This window comes from Streptomyces sp. NPDC033177, assembly GCF_055577715.1.
Genome location: NZ_JBVIPS010000001.1, coordinates 1,228,374 through 1,246,412 on the forward strand (window position 1 = coordinate 1,228,374; position 18,039 = coordinate 1,246,412).

Consider the following 18,039-nt stretch of genomic DNA (forward strand, 5'->3'; position numbering starts at 1 on the left):
AAGTGGCTGATTCTGTCGTACTCGACCCGGTGGATCTCCGCATCCTGCGGCTGCTGCAGAACGATGCCCGGATCACCTACCGCGATCTCGCGGCGCAGGTCGGCGTCGCGCCGTCGACCTGCCTGGACCGTATCTCCCGATTGCGCCGCTCCGGGGTGATTCTCGGACATCAACTGCGGCTCGACCCGGCGAAACTCGGCCGCGGCCTCGAGGCACTGCTGTCCGTGCAGGTGCGTCCGCACCGGCGTGAGCTCGTCGGGCCGTTCGTCGATCGGATCAGGGCGCTGCCCGAGTCCCGGTCGGTGTTCCATCTCGCGGGCCCGGACGACTATCTGGTCCATGTGGCGGTGGCCGACACGGCGGACCTCCAGCGGCTCGTCCTCGACGAGTTCACCGCGCGTCGCGAAGTGGCGCGGGTGGAGACCCGGTTGATCTTCCAGCAGTGGGAGTGCGGCCCCCTCCTTCCGCCGGGCCCGGGGGCTGCTGACCAGGGGGAGACCTCCGGCCAAACGTGATGACGGGGGCGTGTCCCGCGTACGAGGATGACCGCATGTCAGACACGAAGATCCCGAACACGAACGAGAGCGGCGGACCGCTGCCCCGCCAGGTCGCCGACGCCTACGTCGACGAGCTCATCGTCCTCGACCCCGTCAACGGCACGTTCCTCGGCGTCAAGGCCAGCCACAGCAAGCTCCCCGACACCTCACCGGCGGGCCAGGAAGCCGTCGCCGAGCTTGCCCGCACGACGCTCGCCCGGCTCGACGACGCGGAGCGCAGGCCCGGCGCCGACAGTGCGGCCGAACGCCGGTGCGCGCGGCTGCTTCGGGAGCGGCTCACCGCCGAACTCGCCGTCCACGAAGCCGACGAGGGGCTGCGCGCGGTGGGCAATCTGCACACGATCCCGCACGCGGTGCGCGAGGTCTTCACCATGACGCCGATGGAGACGGACGAGGACTGGGCGGCGATCGCCGAGCGGCTGCGTGCCGTGCCCGCCGCCTACGAGGGGTATCGCGCGTCGCTCGAACTCGGCCTGGAGCGCAAGCTGTTCGCGGCTCCCCGGCCGACGGCCGTCTTCATCGGGCAGCTCGGCGAGTGGGCGGGCCCCGGCGGCGCCGAGGGCCGCGGCTGGTTCGAGGACTTCGCCGCGGACGGGCCCGACTCGCTCAGGGCCGAGCTGGACGCCGCGGCCCGCGCCGCCACCGCCTCGGTCGTGGCACTGCGCGACTGGATGCGTGACGTCTACGCGCCCGCGATCGAGGGCGCCCCCGAGACGGTGGGCCGCGAGCGCTACGCCCGCTGGTCGCGCTACTTCAACGGCACCGACCTGGACCTCGACGAGGCGTACGCGTACGGCTGGTCCGAGTTCCACCGGCTGCTCGGCGAGATGCGCGCCGAGGCCGAGAAGATCCTGCCCGGCGCCGGGACGCCGTGGGTGGCGCTCGCCCATCTCGACGAGCACGGCACGCACATCGAGGGCGTGGAGGAGGTGCGGGTCTGGCTCCAGGAGCTGATGGACGAGGCGATCGAGGCGCTGAACGGCACGCACTTCGAACTCGCCGAGCGGGTACGGAAGGTGGAGTCCCACATCGCCCCGCCGGGCGGCGCCGCGGCCCCGTACTACTCGGGGCCGTCGCAGGACTTCTCGCGCCCCGGCCGGACGTGGCTGCCGACGATGGGCGAGACCCGCTTCCCCGTCTACGACCTGGTCTCCACCTGGTACCACGAGGGCGTGCCCGGCCATCACCTCCAGATCGCCCAGTGGGCGCACGTCGCTGAGAACCTCTCCCGCTACCAGGCGACCATCGGCATCGTCAGCGCCAACGCGGAGGGCTGGGCGCTGTACGCGGAGCGGCTGATGGACGAGCTCGGCTTCCTCAAGGACGCCGAGCGCAGGCTCGGTTATCTGGACGCGCAGATGATGCGGGCGCTGCGCGTCATCGTCGACATCGGCATGCACCTGGAGCTGGAGATCCCGGCGGACTCGCCCTTCCGCCCGGGTGAACGCTGGACGCCCGACCTCGCGCAGGAGTTCTACGACGCGCACTGCAGCCGGCCCACGGATTACGTGGCGAGCGAGATGACCCGCTACCTCTCCATCCCCGGCCAGGCCATCGGCTACAAGCTGGGCGAGCGGGCCTGGCTCCTCGGCCGCGAGAACGCGCGGCGGCGGCACGGCGAGGCGTTCGACGCGAAGGCGTGGCACATGGCCGCGCTGTCGCAGGGGTCGCTGGGGCTCGACGACCTGGTGGACGAGTTGTCCGCGCTCTAGAGGCGCCGGCCTCAGCAGCCGCAGTCCTCGGCGTCCAGTGGGGCCGTGAGGGCGTCGGGCGCACGCCGCTCGTCGCCCTCCCAGGTCTCGAACCCGAAGCCCTCGCGGGCCCAGTACTCGAAGCCACCCAGCATCTCCTTGACCTGGAAGCCGAGTTGGGCGAGGGCGAGGGCGGCGCGGGTCGCGCCGTTGCAGCCGGGACCCCAGCAGTACGTGACGACCGGGACGGACTTGACGAGGAGTTGCTCCGCCTGCTCGGGGATGAGGGCGGTGGGGAGGTGGATCGCGCCGGGGATGTGGCCCTGGTCCCAGGACGCCGTCGAGCGGGAGTCGACCACGACGAAGCCGGGGTCGCCATCGGTGGCCAGCGCCGAGGCGACGTCGGACACGTCGGCGTGGAAGGCGAGGCTCGCGCCGAAGTAGGCGGCGGCCGCTGCCGGGGGCGCGGGAGGGACCCGCAGGACGGAGTTCGGGGCGGCGGCCGCCGCGGCCGGGGCGCTCGTGGAGGTCGTCGCTTCGCTGTTCGTCACTGTGCTCATGGCCGAAAAACTACGGGGAAAGCCACCGGCCCAGAAGGGATGATCACCGGCGTACCTCTTGATCGGCCGGGGATTCCCCTGTTACCTCTCAGACATGACCGGTTATTCCACGGACGCCACCGACTGGCGAATCCTCGATGTCCTCCAGCGCGAGGGCCGTGCCAGTTACGCCGAGCTGGCACGCGCCGTCGCCATGTCCCCGAGCGCCGTCACCGAACGGGTCCGCCGCCTGGAGGAAGCGGGCGTGATCCAGGGGTACGCGGCCGTGGTCGACCCGGAGCGCCTCGGCCTGCCCATCCTGGCGTTCGTGCGCCTGCGCTACCCCAACGGCCATTACAAGCCGTTCCACGACCTGGTCGAGGTGACCCCCGAGATCCTGGAGGCGCACCACGTCACCGGCGACGACTGCTTCGTGATCAAGGTCGCCGCGCGCTCCATGGGTCACCTGGAGGAAGTCGCGGGAAAGATCGGGGCGCTGGGTTCGGTGACCACCAGCATCGTCTACTCCTCTCCCCTGCCGAGGCGCCCACTGGGCCGCTGAGCCGCCCCCGGGCGTCCCTCACACCCCGCCCCGCTGCCGCACGACCGACCCCGCGCGCCCCTTCTCGACCTCCAGCTGCGCGTGGACCCGGCGCCGCAGGTCAGCGACGTGGCTCACGATGCCGACGCTGCGGTCCCGCTCGCGCAGTGAGTCCAATACGTCGAGAACCTCATCAAGCGTTTGGTCGTCGAGGCTGCCGAAGCCCTCGTCGATGAAGAGCGTGTCGAGCCGTACGCCACCCGCCTCGTCGGTGACGACGTCCGCGAGGCCGAGCGCCAGAGCGAGCGAGGCGAAGAAGGTCTCGCCGCCCGAGAGCGTGGACGTGTCGCGTTCGCGGCCCGTCCACGCGTCGACCACGTGCAGTCCGAGGCCCGAACGGCCGCGCCCCGTACGGTCGTCGGAGTGGACGAGGGTGTAGCGGCCCGACGACATGCGCCGCAGCCGCGCGGTCGCCGCTGCCGCGACCTGTTCGAGCCGCGCCGCGAGGACGTAGGACTCCAGGCGCATCTTGCGTTCGTTGTCCGCCGACGTGCCCGCGGCGAGGCCCGCGAGGCGCGCCACGCGGTCGTGGTCGGCGCGCAGCGGCGCGAGCCGCCGGGAACCGGCGGCCGACCGCTCGGAGAGCCGGTCGAGTTCGGCGCACCGCCGGGTGGCCGCGTCGAGGGCGGATGCCGCCACGCGGGCCCGCTGGTCGGCGTGCTCGGCGGCTTCCTGGGCGGCCCGGAGGTCGGCAGGCGGCTCCTCGGCGGCGGCGGCCGCGTCCGGCTCGGCGAGGAGGGAACGCACGGCCGCCTCCTCGTTCTGCCACGCGTCGATACGGTGCTGCAGCTCGCGGTGGCCCGCGTCGTCGAGCAGGGCTTCGGCCGCGTCCCCTGGTGTGTCGAACCCGGCACGGAAGGCGGCGTCGGCGAGTCGCGCGTCGGCGTCCTTGAGCCGCTGGGCGGTGTCGTCGGCGCTGCGCACGGCCTCCGAGGCCTCGGTCAGGAGGGCGGCCTGCCGCTCCAGCTGGGCGGCCCGCGCGGCGACGCTGCCGCTGGCTCCTCGCGCACGGGTCAACTCGGAGTCAAGATCGGCCTGTTCGCGCTCCTGAGCGTCCCGCAGAGTGGCGCGGGACGCGGCCCGCACGACGGCCTCCTGCCGTGCGGCGACCCTGCGGTCGTGCTCGCGCTCGGCCTGGGCGAGGGCTTCCCTCGCGGCGTGCAGCCCGGAGGCGCGGCTGCGCGCTTCGGCGTGCTCCCTCCGCAACTCCTCTACGAGTGCGGCGAGTTGACCGACGGACGGCCCCTGGAGTGCGGCCTCCGGCTCTTCGGTGCCGGTCTCCGTGCCGGACGACCCGAGGGCCGCGGCGGCGGCCGCCGCCAACGCCTCGCGCACCTCGCCGAGCTGCCGCTCCTCCTGCGTGCGCAGCTCCTCCGTCTGCCGGTAGGCGGCGAGCGCCGACTCCTCCGTGGCGCGGTCGACATGCCCTGCGCTCCGCGGCGCGGGCGCGGGGTGTTCGGTGGCGCCGCAGACCGCGCAGGGGGCGCCGTCGGCCAGACCGGCGGCCAGTTCCGCCGCGATGCCGGTGAGGCGCTGTTCCTTCAGGGCGAGCCAGTGTTCGTGGGCCGTGGTGGCACGCTCACGGGCCGCAAGGGCCCGTTCGTGCGCGGCGGTCGCTTCGCCGGTGAGCCGGTCGCGGCGGCGCGCCGCCTCCAACCTGCCCTGCGTGGGCTCCAGTTGACCCGCGAGATGCTCCGCGCGCGTCGCCGCCTCCTGGGCGGACTCGATGCGCTCCTGGAGCGCGGCCTTGGTCGCTTCCCAGCCGTCGAGCCAGCCCGCGGCCTCGCGCAGGAGCTCGTCGTCGGCACGCTCCTCACGCTCCAAGGAGGTGCGCTCCGTGCCGAGTTCGGTCAGGCGCCGCTCGGCGCGCCGGGCGGATTCGAGGCCGCCGAGTTCTTCGGCGGCCTTGCGCGCGACGGCGGCGAGTCCCGCCGCGCCGGAGTCGGCGAACGCGGCGGGCAGTTGCCCCCTCGCCCGTGTCTCGTCGGCGCTCGCGCGGCGGTGTTCCTCCTCGGTGGCCCGGCGCAGGCCGAGCGCGGGGGCGACCCGCTCGGCCTGCCGGGCGCGCTCCATCCGGTCCAGTCGCTCCCGGTGCTCCCCGGCCCTCTCCTGAAGCAGCTCGGACCGTTCCCGCGCCTGGGCGAACCGCGTCTGCAGCCGGTCGAGTTCTCGTACGTCATCGAGGCGGCGCCCTGCGGCCGCCTGCGCGGACTCGGCGGCCCCGAGCGCGCACTCAGCGACGGTGCGCCGCTCGCGGGCGCTGGTGCGGGCGACGGCGGCCCAGGTCAGCACGGACTCGGCGAGCCCCGGGTCGCCGGGCGAAAGCTCGGGCAGCGGCGACTCGGCGTCCTCAAGGCTGCCCCCGGCGGCCTGCTGCATCCGGTGCGCGTCGGCGAGGAGCTCCCTGTCGCCTTCCCGTACCGCGCCCTCGGCCTCGCGCCGCTGCTCGGCAAGACGCTGCTCGACCGCCGCGAACCTGCGCGTGTCGAAGAGGCGCCCGAGGAGTTTGCCGCGGGCCTCGGCGTCGGCCCGCAGGAAGCGCGCGAAGTCGCCCTGCGGCAGCAGCACCACCTGGCAGAACTGCTCCTTGCTCATACCGAGCAGCTGCGTGATCTCCTCGCCGATCTCCTGGTGGGAGCGGCTGAGGTCCTTCCACGCGCCGGTGCTTTCGGCTTCCCCGGCTGCGTACTCCCGGAGCCAGCTCTGGGCCTTCTCCATGGTCGTGCCGGTGCCGCGCTTCTTCGGGCGCTCCCACGGCGGCTGCCGGGTGACCTCCAATCGGCGTCCGGCGACGGTGAGTTCGAGGCACACCTCCGTCCGCACGCCGGGCTGAGCGTGGTCGCTGCGCAGCGTCACGCCCTGGCCGCTGCCCTGCCGGGGGCCGGGCACCGAGCCGTACAGGCCGTAGCAGACGGCGTCCAGGACGGACGTCTTGCCCGCGCCGGTCGGTCCGTGCAGCAGGAAGAGCCCGGCGGCGGAGAGGTCATCGAAGTCGATGTCCTGGGTGGTGCCGAAGGGCCCGAACGCGGTGATCCTCAGCCGGTGCAGCCTCATCGGGCCACCTCGCGCAGGGTGTCGTCGCCGCGGACGGTGTCGAACGCCTCCCGCAGCACCGCCTGTTCGGGTACGTCGGGTCCCGCGCCCCGCACATGGGCCACGAAGTCCTCCGCGATCTGCTGGTCACTGCGGCCCTTCAGCCGCTGGGCGTACGAGACGTCCGGGTCCTCGGGGGCGCGTTCGGGGTCGAAGACGAGGCTGAGGGTGTGCGGGAAACGCTCGCTGACGCGGGCCATGGGATCGTCGGGGCGCACCGGGTCGGTGAGCGTCGCCTCGACCCAGGCGTCCTCGTGGCGGGCGAGCTCCGGGTCGGCGAGCAGCGTCTCGATGCCGCCGCGGATGCGGGCCAGCGGGCGCGGCACCGGGCAGTCGATGCGCTCGGCCGCGATCTCCCCCGCGGGTCCGAGGTCCACGAACCACATGCTCTTGCGGTGCGTTGACTCGGAGAACGAGTACGGCAGCGGGGAGCCCGAGTAGCGCACGCGCTCACTGATGACCTGGCTGCCGTGCAGGTGGCCGAGCGCCACGTAGTCGACGCCGTCGAAGACCCCCGACGGCACGGCGGCGACCCCGCCGACGGTGATGTCCCGCTCGCTGTCGCTCGCCTCGCCGCCGGTGACGAAGGCGTGCGCGAGGACGACGGAACGGGTGCCCGGCGTCCGGGCGGCCAGGTCGGCGCGGACCCGGTCCATGGCGGCGCCGAGCACCGCCTCGTGCCCGGCCCTCGGTACCGCGAACTCGTCCTTGACCAGGGCAGGTTCGAGGTAGGGAAGGCCGTAGAACGCCACGTCCCCGTGCTCGTCGGCCAACACCACCGGGTCCGCGCAGGCGGCGGGCGCGGTGCGCAGGTGTATGCCCGCACGGCCGATGAGCCCGGCGCCGACGCCCAGGCGGCGCGCCGAGTCGTGGTTGCCGGAGATCATCACCGTCGGGACGCCGAGGTCCGCGAGCCGGTGCAGCGCATCGTCGAAGAGCTCGACGGCCGCGAGCGGCGGTACGGCCCTGTCGTACACGTCGCCGGACACGACGACGGCGTCCACCTCGCGCTCGCGCGCCGTGGTGATGAGGTGCCCGATGAACTCGGCTTGGGCGTCGAGCATGTTCACGCGGTGGAACGACCGGCCCAGATGCCAGTCGGACGTGTGCAGAATTCTCAAGACGCCGCTCCGGCCCGCATGCTCACTTTCCCCTCCTCCGCCCCGGATCAAGGACCGCCCCAGCACGGGCCTCGCCGACAGCACCCACCACGCTAGCGCCTGTCGGCACCTGCTAAATCACGAACGTCGATCTGTCACGGAGAGGACGGCGGCTGCGCGGGCTCCGACGCGGGCGGCTGCTCCTGTTCCGAGGGAGGCGTCACCGGGGCGGGCGGCGAGGAGGGTTCGCCGGAGGAAGGGGGAACGGAAGAGGGCGAAGAGGATGAAGGGGACGAAGAGGACGGGCTCGACGAGGGGGACGAGGGCTCGGACGGTGACGAGGACGGCTGGTTCACCGGCGGCTCGGTCTTCGTGTCACCGGCACCGGTGTCGCCCTTGTCACGCTCGAAGTAGTCGCCGCTCTCCGGGTCGTACATGACGAACTCGTTCACGACCTGGGTGGCCGGTGCCACGACCACGACGTTCGACGACCGATAGCCGGGCCACGCGTCACCCGTCGGCTTCGGGGTGCTCTTCTGCGCGACGGGGGGCAGCAGCGGGTTGCCGCAGGCGCAGCGCACGCGGGGCACCCCCCGGTCGTCGACGAGCACGGCGGTCCCGGCCTGGAGGACCGCCTGATAGGCGGTGGGGGCGCCGTCGCGGTAGCCGTGGTTGGTGACGCGGGTGTCCATGCGCAGCTGTACGGGGGTGAGGGCCCGCAGGTACGCGGGGACGCCGGACGCGTCGATGTCGAGGACCGAGGCGAACGCCTTGTTCTTCGCCGGGTCCTTCTTCAGGGCGCCGACCTGCTTCTCCACGTCGCAGCTGCCGACCTTCCGCGTCCCGCCGTAGAGGCCGGGAGCGGCGCCGTCGACGCCGCGCGTCACGTTGGCCGACGCCGAGGAGCTCGGCAGGGCGCTCGGGGACGGCGGCGTGGAGTCGTCCCGGGCCGTCGACTCGGTGAAGGGGTCAGGGCCTTGCTTCCCCGCGGGCTGGAGGGCGACCTCACCGCCGGATTCCGAGGTGCCGTCCGGCCGGGTGAGGACGACGGTCAGCACCACGGCGGCCACAAGGACCAGGGAGATCGCCGCCACGCGCGGCGCCGACTTCCACCAGGGGCGGTCCGGTGCCGGGCCTCCACCGGGCCCCGGTTCGGGGCTTGCGCCACCCGGCGGCGGCCCCGGAGGCTCCGGTGGGCCGCCCGAGGTACCACCAGGTTGCGGCGGGCCTGACTGCGGCGGGCCCGGCTGTGAAGGGCCCGAGAGCGGGCCGGACGGGGGTCCTGTGGGGCGTCCTGACGACGGCGGTTCGGCGCTCACGAGTACTTCTTCCCTGCGTAGGGGATGTACGGCGCTCAGACCCGGTGACGCATGCTTTCGTTCGATCCGTACGCCTAATTCCGTTACGCGCCTATTGTGTGTCCGGCTTCCCGGGGGCCCGCAAGCCGACGCGGTCGGCCCTCCCGAGGGGCGGACCTCGGCGGGGCTGCTTAGCGTGACAACGTGAGCGACCAGACACCGCCCGGGCAGGCAGGCGCGCAGCGCGCGTCCGCAAGCCGGCGGGCCCCCCACGGTTGGATCCACGCCCTCCTCGCGGTGCTCGCCGCGCTGGTGGCCATGGCCGTCGTCGCCGCGCTCGGCCTGTGGGCCGCCGGGGCCACGGATCTGCCCGGCGGCGCGTTCCCCCGGGTCGTCGCGGCCGTCGTCGTGATGGCGGTCGGCGGCTCCGTCGGGCTCTCCGGTGACGCAGGGGCGATCGCCGAGACGAACGCGGGGCTCTCCGTGCTGCCCCTCTCGGTCTCCCTCACCGGGGCTCTGGTGATCGCCGCCGGGTTCCTCAGGCCGCTGCGGCACCGGGCCGTCGCCCATACCGGGGAACTGGCCGGCTGGGCCGCGCGGTTCGCCGTGCTGTGGGTGCTGCTCCTCGTCGGACTTGGCCTCCTGGCGCGCCACCGGTTCACGATCACGCTGGGGGAGGGCCCCGCGGCCGACATCGGTGATCTGCTGGACGCCTCGCCCGAGGTCGGCTTCGAGACGGATGTGCCGCTGACCATCCTCTTCGGGCTGCTGTGGCTCGCGGGCGTCCTCCTGGTGGCGCTGCTGGTCTCGCGCGGGGCGCCGCTCCCGGCCCGCCTGGTGCGCTTCCAGGAGTCGGTGCGTCCCGCGGCGTACGCCATGGTCGTCCTGCTGCTCGCGTACGTCGCCCTGGGGCTCGTGGCCGGCGTGGTCGTGGCGGTGGCCAAGGGGCACACGGCCGAGACGTTCGCGGTGCTGTTGCTCGGCCTTCCCAACCTCGTCTGGCTCGCCTTCACCATCGGGCTCGGCGCGTCCTGGGAGGGGCGCGTGGACGGTCCTTTCGGGCTGCCCATGCCGAAGGTCCTGGACGACGTCCTGCGTACGCCGGCCGACTCCACGCTCAGTCTGCGGTCCCTCGCAGACCACGACGGGCGGGTGTGGTGGCTGCTCGTGGTCGCGGCGGTCCTGGTGCTCGGCGCCGCGTTCCTCATGGCGGCGCGCTCACCGGCCCGGATGCGGGCCTGGCAGCACGCCGTGCACATGGCGGTGGCGCTGACCCTGACAGTGCTCGCCGTCTGCCTGCTCGCCCGCGTCTCCGCCCACTACGGCCTGTCGCTCCTGGGCATCGGCGATCTGGGCGGCGGCCTGTCCGGCCTGGTGAAGCTGGACCCGAATCTGGGGACCGCGCTGATCCTTGCCGTGGCCTGGGGCCTGGTCACCGGTTTCATCGGCGGCCTGCTGGCGCGCGGGGTGCACCGGCGCGGTGAGGTGCAGTGAGTACGCGCTAGCCGGGCAGCCGCCGGAAGACCGGGCGCGCCCAGCTCGGCGGTTCCGGGGGCGCTCCCTGGTCCGCCGGGGCTCCGACGACCGGGAGGTCCACCTGTGTGGGGGCATGGCCCTGTGCGCTTCCCGTGGCCGCGGCGCGCAGTGCGGCCGCGAATTCCAGACAGGAGCCGTACCGGTCCTCCGGGCGCTTGGCCAGCGCTTTCGCGAGGACGCCGTCGAGGGCGGCGGGGACCTCGGGGCGCTTCTCCGTCAGGCGGGGCGGCTGGTCGTACTGGTGGGCCCAGAGCAGCGCCATGTCGTCGTCGCGCTGGAAGGGCGGCCCGCCGGCCATGGTCTCGTGGACGACGCAGGCGAGGCTGTAGACGTCGCACCGGCCGTCCACGGGGCGGCCGGAGATCTGCTCCGGCGCCACGTAGTCGAGGGTCCCCACGAACTGGCCGACGGTGGTGAAGCCGGTCAGCGACAGCGATTTCTTCGTCAGGCCGAAGTCCGTGAGGTAGACGTGCTCGGGGTGGTCGCTGTCCGTGCCCTTGGCCACGAGGATGTTGCCGGGTTTGACGTCGCGGTGGACCAGGCCGTGATCGTGGGCCGCGTCGAGCGCGGAGGCGACCTGCGCGGCGATGCGGAGGGCCGTTCCGACGGGGAGGGGGCCCGAGCCGTCGAGCAGATGCCGCAGGTCGAGCCCGGGAACGTACCGCATGGCGATGTAGAGCACGCCGTCCGTCTCACCCGCCTCGAAGACCGGCACGATGTGCGGATGCTCGATCGCGGCGGCCACGCGTGACTCGTGCGTGAAGCGCTGCCGGAAGGTGTCGTTGCGGGCGAGCTCGGGTGCGAGCAGCTTCAGGGCGACGGTCCGGTCCAGGCGCAGATCCTTGGCCCGGTAGACGACGGCCATCCCGCCGCGCCCGATCTCGCCCTCGACCCGATATCCGGCGATCTGCTGCCCGACCAGCTCGGAGGGGCGCCCGGAGTGGGCACTGGCGCCCGCCGACACGTCGTCGCGCGGCACGGCCTCCATCACGCGTCACCCGACCGGACCGCCGGGCCGGGGTCGGCCGGGACGGGAGGGATACGACGGGTGGGTTCATCGGCGGCCCCGGCGGCGGGGTCGGGGGCGGAGGCAGGGGCGTCGCGGTACGTCGCAGGGGCGGACACAGGGCCTTCGCCGTACGTCGCAGGCGCGGACGCAGGGCCTTCGCCGTACGTCGCAGGGGCGCGACGGGCATCTTCGCCGTACGAGGCAGGGCCGCCGCGGGCCGTCGCAGGCGTGGACGCAGGGCCTTCGCCGTACGTCGCAGGGGCGCGACGGGCATCTTCGCCGTACGAGGCAGGGCCGCCGCGGGCCGTCGCAGGCGCGGACACAGGGCCTTCGCCGTACGTCGCAGGGGCGCGACGGGCGCCTTCGCCGTACGAGGCAGGGGCGAGCTCTTCACTGCCCTCGCCACCCGGAGCGCGGACCGTCCCCGCGCCGGACACGGCCTCGACCACCTGCGTCGGCTCGGGAGAGCCTGCCTCACCCCCGCTGCGCTCACTCGCAGCCCCGCGGGCGTCACTGGTCGCGCCATACCCCCCAGAAACGCGGCCCGCATCACCAGCACCTTCGACGACCCGCGTCGGCTCCGGACCCGCCGCCCCACTCGCAGGCCCCCCGTCGCCACCGGCCTCCCTCTGCGCTCCGCCGACGCTCGGGGCCTCCCCCACCGCGTACGTGCTGAGCCGGGCCCCGTCGCAGTACACCCACCGCTCGTGCTCGGCGTCGTAGAGCCACATCGCGTCGCCGTCCACGACCACGCCCACCCGCAGTCCGCGGGTCCGTTGCCGGAAGGTGTCCGCGTCGGTCTCGCCGGACGCCAGTTCCCGGGTCGCGCTGCGGTAGTCGCCCAGTGCCGCCTCGGTGCGTGCGAGGAGCGGCCCCGGGTCCGCCGTACGGGTCAGGGGGTGGCCCGCGGCGGGCGGGTCCGCCGGTACGGCGATCAGGAGGCGGCCGTCGACCCAGGCCGACCAGTCGTTCGCGCAGACGATCCGGGCCCAGTCACCGAGCCGGTCGACCAGCTGGACGGGCAGGAGCGCGTCGAGCGGCGTCGTCGGGCGGTTCACGTCCGGCGCGTCCCAGGCGGAAAGACCGTCCTGGGGGACGACGTGCGTGGGGCGGAAGTCCGCTGTGGTCATGTCGTCCACTCCTGCTCCCTTGCCCAGATCCCGCTCCCGCTCTGTGCTCGCTACTTCCGCATCACCGCGGGTTCATGCCGTCTCAGCAGCCTCGCCACCAGGAAGCCGAACACGACGGAGAGGGCCACCAACATGCCCATGTTGAGCAGCCAGACGCCCGCCGAGTGCCGGAAGAGGGGATCGGCGGTCAGCTCCCCCGGCACGATCCTGCCGAGACCGATCGTCCCCGCCATCGCGCCCAGCGCCCACCGCGACGGCACGAGCCACGCCAGCTGCTCCACGCCGGGCACCCCGTTGAGTTTCAGGAGGGCGCCGCAGAACACCACCTGCACGATGGCGAGCAGCACGAGCAGCGGCATCGTCACTTCTTCCTTGCGCACGAGTGCCGAGACCAGGAGCCCCAGCATCATCGCCGTGAACGCCAGCATCGCCACGGCCACGGTGATCTCGACCAGGGGTGGCAGCAGGACGCCCTCGCCGCCGGGCGCGTTGAGGTCGACGCCGAACAGCGCCACCAGGGTCAGCACGACGGCCTGGAGGACGGTGATGGTGCCGAGCACGACGACCTTGGACATCAGGTACGCCGATCTGGAGAGCCCGACGGCCCGTTCGCGCCGGTAGATGACACGCTCCTTGACCAGTTCCCGCACGGCGTTGGCCGCGCCGGTCAGGACTCCGCCCACGCAGAGGATGAGCAGCGCGTTCATCGCCGTCTCCTGCGTCAGCTTGCTCCCGGACAGCGCGCGGGCCATGGCGCCCATCACGAACGGCAGCGCGATCATGATGGCGAGGAAGGTCCGGTCGGCGGCGAGCGCCGCCGCGTACCGCCGTACCAGTGTCCGGAGTTGCGACCCCCAGCTCTGCGCCTTGGGCGGCGGCGCGAAGGAGGCGACCGGGCTCGCGGCGCCCTGCGGCATCGGCGGCTGCGCCGAGGAGTTGACGATGTACCGCTGGTGGAACGGCGAGCGCCGGTACTCCCCCGCCCAGTCCCGGTCGCGGTCCCCCTCGAAGGCCTCGAACGCCTCGGGCCACTCCTCGAAACCGAAGAACGGGAGTGCGTCCTGCGGCGGCCCGTAGTAGGCGATCCTGCCGCCCGCGGCGAGCACGAGGAGCCGGTCGCAGCCGTCGAGGCTGAGCACGCTGTGCGTGACGACGATGACCGTACGGCCGTCGTCGGCGAGGCCGCGCAGCATGTGCATCACCGAGCGGTCCATGCCCGGGTCGAGCCCGGACGTCGGCTCGTCGAGGAAGAGCAGGGACGGTTTCGTCAGGAGTTCGAGGGCGACGCTCACGCGCTTGCGCTGGCCGCCGGAGAGGCTGTGGATGGGCTGGTCGACACGCTGTTCGAGGCCGAGCTCGCGGATGACCTCGTCGACCCTGGCCCGGCGTTCCGCCTTCTCGGTGTCCTGGGGGAAGCGCAGTTCGGCGGCGTATCCGAGGGCCCGGCGCACGGTGAGCTGCGCGTGCAGGATGTCGTCCTGCGGCACGAGACCGATGCGCTGACGGAGTTCGGCGTAGTCGCGGTAGAGGTCGCGGCCGTCGTAGAGGACCGTGCCGTCGTCGGCGGGGCGCAGGCCGGTGAGGGCGTTGAGGAGGGTGGACTTCCCGGCGCCGCTGGGTCCGACGACGGCGAGCAGGCATTTCTCGCCGACGGGGAAGGAGATCTTGTCGAGGAGCGTCTTGCGCCCCCGGTCGACGGTGACGGTCAGTTCCTGGACGTCGAGCGAGACCTCGCCGGTGTCGACGTACTCCTGTAGCTGGTCGCCGACGAGGCAGAACGCGCGGTGGCCGACGCCGACGATGTCCCCGGCCGCGACCGGGGCCCGGCCGACCGGCTGGCCGTTGAGGTAGGTGCCGTTGTGGCTGCCGAGGTCGACGATCTCGTAGCTGCCGTCCGCGAGGACCCGCAGCTCGGCGTGGCGGCGCGAGACGACCAGGTCGTCGATGACCAGGTCGTTGTCGGCGGCGCGGCCGATGCGGACAGTGCGGGCGGGCAGCGGGCGCACCGAAGTCGGCTGCCGGAAGGTGCCGGTGGCCGAGGGGGTACGGACGGCGGAGGGGCGCTCAGGGGCGGCGGCGGGCGGGGGCGGCGTACGGCCGACGAGCACAGCGCGCGGGCCGTCGGTGACGCTACCGAAGCGCAGGACGCTGCCGACGCCGACGTCCCATTCCTGGACGCGCTGCCCGTCGGCGTAGGTGCCGTTCGTGCTGTGCTCGTCCTCGATCGTCCAGTGGTCGCGCTCGGCGTGCAGGACGGCGTGGTGCCAGGAGACGCGGGCGTCGTCGATGACGACGTCGCTCAGCGGGTCGCGTCCCACGTGATAGTCCCGGCTCGGACTCATCACCGTGGAGCCGGTGTCGGTCTCCAGGACGAGTTCGGGCGCAGTGGGTGTTGCAGACCGCTCTCCCATGCCCGAATTCTACCCATTCGGACGCATCCACGCCTGGGCTCGGGCAGCCGTCGGTCGTCAGGCGTCCCCGTACGCCTCTCCGCCGGGCTCGAAGACCGCGGCGCCCGCGGTCGCGTCCGCCAGCCAGGCCTTGAACGCCTCGACGTCGGCGTCGGGCAGCCCGATCTCGATGGTCACCGCGTCGCCGTAGCGCACGTCACGCACCTCGCGCCCCGCCGACCGCAGATCGTTCTGGATCTTGCCCGCGCGCTGGTGGTCGACCGTGACGGTGGCGACCCTGAAGCGCCTGCGGGTCAGCGTGCCGACCGCGTCGAGCGCCTCGCCGACCGCGCCTCCGTAGGCCCTGATCAGACCGCCGGCGCCGAGCTTGACCCCGCCGTAGTAGCGGGTCACGACGGCGACGACGTACCGCATGTCGCGCCGCAGCAGCATCTGGAGCATCGGCACCCCCGCGGTGCCGCCGGGCTCCCCGTCGTCGCTCGCCTTCTGCACCCCGGCGTCGGCCCCGATGACGTACGCGAAGCAGTTGTGCGAGGCGGACGGGTGCTCCTTGCGGATGCGCGCGACGAACGCCTGGGCCTCCTCCTCGGTGGCCGCGGGCGCGAGGGCGCACAGGAAGCGCGAGCGGTTGATCTCGGTCTCGTGCACGGCCTCGCGGGCCACCGTGCGGTACTCGTCGTGCATCCCGCCAGAGTAGGCCCCCGCGCAGGCCACGACCCCGGTACGGTGATCCGTTGTGACGTCACCTATGAATCCCGTTCGCCAAGTCCCCGGCGCCACTGACGTGTTGGGGTCGCTGCTCGCCGCCTCGCCCGTCACCGTCGTGGAGACCCGCGAAGACCCGGCCGATCCCTTCCTGTTTCCCGAGGAGGCGGACGTCGTGGCGCGGGCCGTGGACAAGCGGCGCCGCGAGTTCGCCACGGTCCGGCAGTGCGCCCGCACCGCGCTGGCCGGGCTCGGCGTGCCGCCCGCGCCGATCCTGCCGGGGCCCAAGGGCGCGCCGCGCTGGCCCGACGGCATCGTCGGCAGCATGACGCACTGCGCGGGCTACCGCGCCGCAGCCGTGGCCCGCGCCTCCGAGGTCCTCTCCGTCGGCATCGACGCGGAACCGGCCGCTCCGCTCGCCGACGCCGACGTCCTGAAGCTGGTCTCGGACGCGTCGGAGCGCGCGGCCCTCGCCGAGCTGGGCGTGCGGCACCCCGACGTTCCCTGGGACCGGCTGCTCTTCAGCGCCAAGGAGTCCGTCTACAAGACGTGGTTCCCGCTCACCGGCCGCTGGCTCGGCTTCGAGGACGCACGCCTTGACCTGTCCCCGGACGGCACGTTCACCGCGGCGCTCCTCGTCCCCGGGCCGACCGTCGCGGGGCGTGAGCTGACGGGCTTCGCGGGCAACTGGCTGATACGTGACGGCGTCGCGGTCACCGCCATCGTCCTGCCCCTCACTCCGGCCCCGACCGGAAGGTAGGCACCCCGCCGAGCCAGGTGCCGAGCACCCGCACGTGCCGGATGGCCATCGGATCGACGGCACGCGGATCGGCGGAGAGCCTGACGAGGTCCGCGGGCGCGCCGGGCACCAGCGCGCCGCGGTCGTCCGCACCGGCCTGGTGGGCGACGCCACTGGTGGCCGCCGCGAGCGCCTGCTCCACGGTGAGCCGCTGGTGCGGGACCCAGCCGCCCTCGGGCACCCCGTCGAACGTGCGCCTGGTGACCGCGACTTGGATGCCCTCGAGCGGCTCGTACGAACTGACGGGCCAGTCGCTGCCGAACGAGAGCCGCACCCCGTCGCGCGCCAACTCCCCCATCGGGTACTGCCGGTCGGAGCGTTCGGCGCCGATCCGCGGCATGGAGAGATCGGTCTGGAGCGGGTCGGGCTGCGCCCACAGGGGCTCGAAGTTGGCGATGACGCCGAGTGCGGCGAAGCGCGGCAGGTCGGCCGGGTCGACGAGCTGCACGTGGGTGATCACGGGCCGCCGGTCCCAGGCCGGATTGGCGCGGGCCGCGGCCTCCACCGCGTCGAGCGCGGCCCGTACGCCCGCGTCGCCGATGGCGTGGATGTGCGTCTGGAAGCCGTCGGCGTCGAACGCGCACACCGCTTCGGTGAGCGCACTCGGCTCCCACACGGGCATGCCGCAGCTGTGCGGCGCGTCCACATAGGGGTCGAGCAGGGCGGCCGTGCCGCCCTCGATCACGCCGTCGCTGAAGTACTTCACCGTGCGCGCGGACAGCATCGGGCCGCCCTCGGCGTTCACGCGCGCACGTGCCGCGTCGAACTGCTTGCGCTGCGCGCGCCAGCGGTCGGGGTCGGCGCGCTGGGCCAGGTCCACACGCACGCTCAGCGCGTCGTGCCGGGCCGCCGCGAGATAGGCCTCCACCATCTCCGGCTCCACCCAGGCGTCCTGCACCCAGGTGATGCCCGCTCGCGCGTACGCCCGGCCCGCGCGGCGCACCGCTTCGACCAGTTCGGCCTCCTCGCGCGCGGGCACCTGGTCGAGCACCAGGTCGCAGGCGTGCCACTCGCGCAGGGTGCCCATCGGCGAGCCGTCGGAGCGCCGGACGATCCAGCCGAGCCGCGGGTCGGGCGTCGAGTCCCGCACCCCGGCCCTGCGCAGAGCCTCCGAGTTGCACCACACCGTGTGGTAGTCGTGGGCCCGCAGCACGACGGGCCGTTCGCTCACCGCCGCGTCGAGCCACCGGGCGTCGAACTCGCCGTCGGGCGCGAGGGCGGGGTCGTAGGACGCGCCGACGATCCACTCTGCGTCCGGGTGCGCGGCGGCCCACCGCCCGACCTCCGCGACGATCGCGGCGACCGAGGTGAGGTCCTTGATCTGCGGGCCGAAGCTCTCCAGGCCGCCGAAGAGAGGGTGGGCGTGACCGTCGCCGAAGGCGGGCATGAGCAGCCCGTCGCCCAACTCGACGACCTCGTCGGCCACTTCGGCCAGGTCGCGCGCCTCGTCCCCGAGCGCGACGACGCGTCCGTCGCGTACGGCGAGTGCCGTGGTGTCCGCGTGGACATCGCTTCCGGTGCGGACCGCCCCCAGGAAGACCCACGTCGCTGTCTCGTCCGCCATGCTGTT

General features: G+C 73.3%; 14 protein-coding genes. 5 read left to right on the plus strand and 9 right to left on the minus strand.

All coding sequences use genetic code 11. The annotated features are described in order from the left end of the window. Window positions 1–2 precede the first annotated feature (2 nt). Window positions 3–515 (plus strand): Lrp/AsnC family transcriptional regulator, encoded by a 513-nt coding sequence (locus ACZ5U5_RS05560; protein WP_469016593.1) that lies wholly within the window; start codon window positions 3–5, stop codon window positions 513–515. 35 nt (window positions 516–550) lie between these two features. After that, entirely contained in the window at window positions 551–2,269 is a 1,719-nt protein-coding gene (locus ACZ5U5_RS05565) for a DUF885 domain-containing protein (RefSeq protein ID WP_469016595.1), read from the plus strand. 11 nt (window positions 2,270–2,280) lie between these two features. On the opposite strand, the gene ACZ5U5_RS05570 is transcribed toward ACZ5U5_RS05565, so the two are convergent. Next, on the minus strand, window positions 2,281–2,808 hold the full coding sequence (locus ACZ5U5_RS05570) for a rhodanese-like domain-containing protein (protein ID WP_469016597.1): 528 nt from the start codon (window positions 2,806–2,808) through the stop codon (window positions 2,281–2,283). Window positions 2,809–2,902: 94 nt separating this feature from the next. Between ACZ5U5_RS05570 and ACZ5U5_RS05575 the strand changes: the two genes are divergently transcribed. Then, window positions 2,903–3,349, plus strand: coding sequence for an Lrp/AsnC family transcriptional regulator (locus ACZ5U5_RS05575; protein WP_365822191.1), 447 nt, complete (start codon window positions 2,903–2,905; stop codon window positions 3,347–3,349). Between the two features lie 18 nt (window positions 3,350–3,367). Here the strand turns inward: ACZ5U5_RS05575 and ACZ5U5_RS05580 are convergent, their stop codons facing one another. The 3 genes from ACZ5U5_RS05580 to ACZ5U5_RS05590 all read right to left on the minus strand — a co-directional run bounded on the left by ACZ5U5_RS05580 (window position 3,368) and on the right by ACZ5U5_RS05590 (window position 8,900). Beyond that, entirely contained in the window at window positions 3,368–6,442 is a 3,075-nt protein-coding gene (locus tag ACZ5U5_RS05580; RefSeq protein WP_469016600.1) for an AAA family ATPase, read from the minus strand. Next, a complete protein-coding gene (locus ACZ5U5_RS05585) occupies window positions 6,439–7,602 on the minus strand; it encodes an exonuclease SbcCD subunit D (protein WP_469016602.1) in 1,164 nt (387 codons plus the stop codon). The genes ACZ5U5_RS05580 and ACZ5U5_RS05585 overlap by 4 nt, the downstream gene beginning before the upstream one ends. Before the next feature lie 134 nt (window positions 7,603–7,736). Then, window positions 7,737–8,900 carry a DUF6777 domain-containing protein gene (locus ACZ5U5_RS05590; RefSeq protein ID WP_469016604.1) on the minus strand — a complete coding sequence of 388 codons (1,164 nt, stop codon included), beginning with the start codon at window positions 8,898–8,900 and terminating at the stop codon, window positions 7,737–7,739. A 183-nt stretch (window positions 8,901–9,083) separates the two neighbouring features. Here ACZ5U5_RS05590 and ACZ5U5_RS05595 point away from each other — a divergent pair, with 183 nt between their 5' ends. Beyond that, window positions 9,084–10,373, plus strand: a complete 1,290-nt coding sequence (locus tag ACZ5U5_RS05595; protein ID WP_469016607.1) for a streptophobe family protein — start codon at window positions 9,084–9,086, stop codon at window positions 10,371–10,373. A gap of 7 nt (window positions 10,374–10,380) precedes the next feature. Here the strand turns inward: ACZ5U5_RS05595 and ACZ5U5_RS05600 are convergent, their stop codons facing one another. From ACZ5U5_RS05600 to ACZ5U5_RS05615, 4 genes are read right to left on the minus strand one after another with little or no spacing between them, the layout of a single operon-like run. After that, window positions 10,381–11,403, minus strand: a complete 1,023-nt coding sequence (locus ACZ5U5_RS05600) for a serine/threonine-protein kinase (protein WP_469016609.1) — start codon at window positions 11,401–11,403, stop codon at window positions 10,381–10,383. Beyond that, window positions 11,403–12,554, minus strand: coding sequence for a hypothetical protein (locus ACZ5U5_RS05605; protein WP_469016611.1), 1,152 nt, complete (start codon window positions 12,552–12,554; stop codon window positions 11,403–11,405). Before ACZ5U5_RS05605 ends, ACZ5U5_RS05600 begins: the two co-directional genes overlap by 1 nt. A 50-nt stretch (window positions 12,555–12,604) precedes the next feature. Further along, window positions 12,605–14,965 (minus strand): FHA domain-containing protein, encoded by a 2,361-nt coding sequence (locus tag ACZ5U5_RS05610; RefSeq protein WP_469016613.1) that lies wholly within the window; start codon window positions 14,963–14,965, stop codon window positions 12,605–12,607. A gap of 57 nt (window positions 14,966–15,022) precedes the next feature. After that, window positions 15,023–15,649, minus strand: a complete 627-nt coding sequence (locus tag ACZ5U5_RS05615; protein ID WP_469016615.1) for a YigZ family protein — start codon at window positions 15,647–15,649, stop codon at window positions 15,023–15,025. 64 nt (window positions 15,650–15,713) lie between these two features. Here ACZ5U5_RS05615 and ACZ5U5_RS05620 point away from each other — a divergent pair, with 64 nt between their 5' ends. Next, a complete protein-coding gene (locus ACZ5U5_RS05620; protein ID WP_469016617.1) occupies window positions 15,714–16,430 on the plus strand; it encodes a 4'-phosphopantetheinyl transferase family protein in 717 nt (238 codons plus the stop codon). Here the strand turns inward: ACZ5U5_RS05620 and ACZ5U5_RS05625 are convergent. Continuing rightward, window positions 16,405–18,033, minus strand: a complete 1,629-nt coding sequence (locus ACZ5U5_RS05625) for an amidohydrolase (protein ID WP_469016619.1) — start codon at window positions 18,031–18,033, stop codon at window positions 16,405–16,407. The genes ACZ5U5_RS05620 and ACZ5U5_RS05625 overlap by 26 nt on opposite strands. Between the last annotated feature and the right edge of the window lie 6 nt (window positions 18,034–18,039).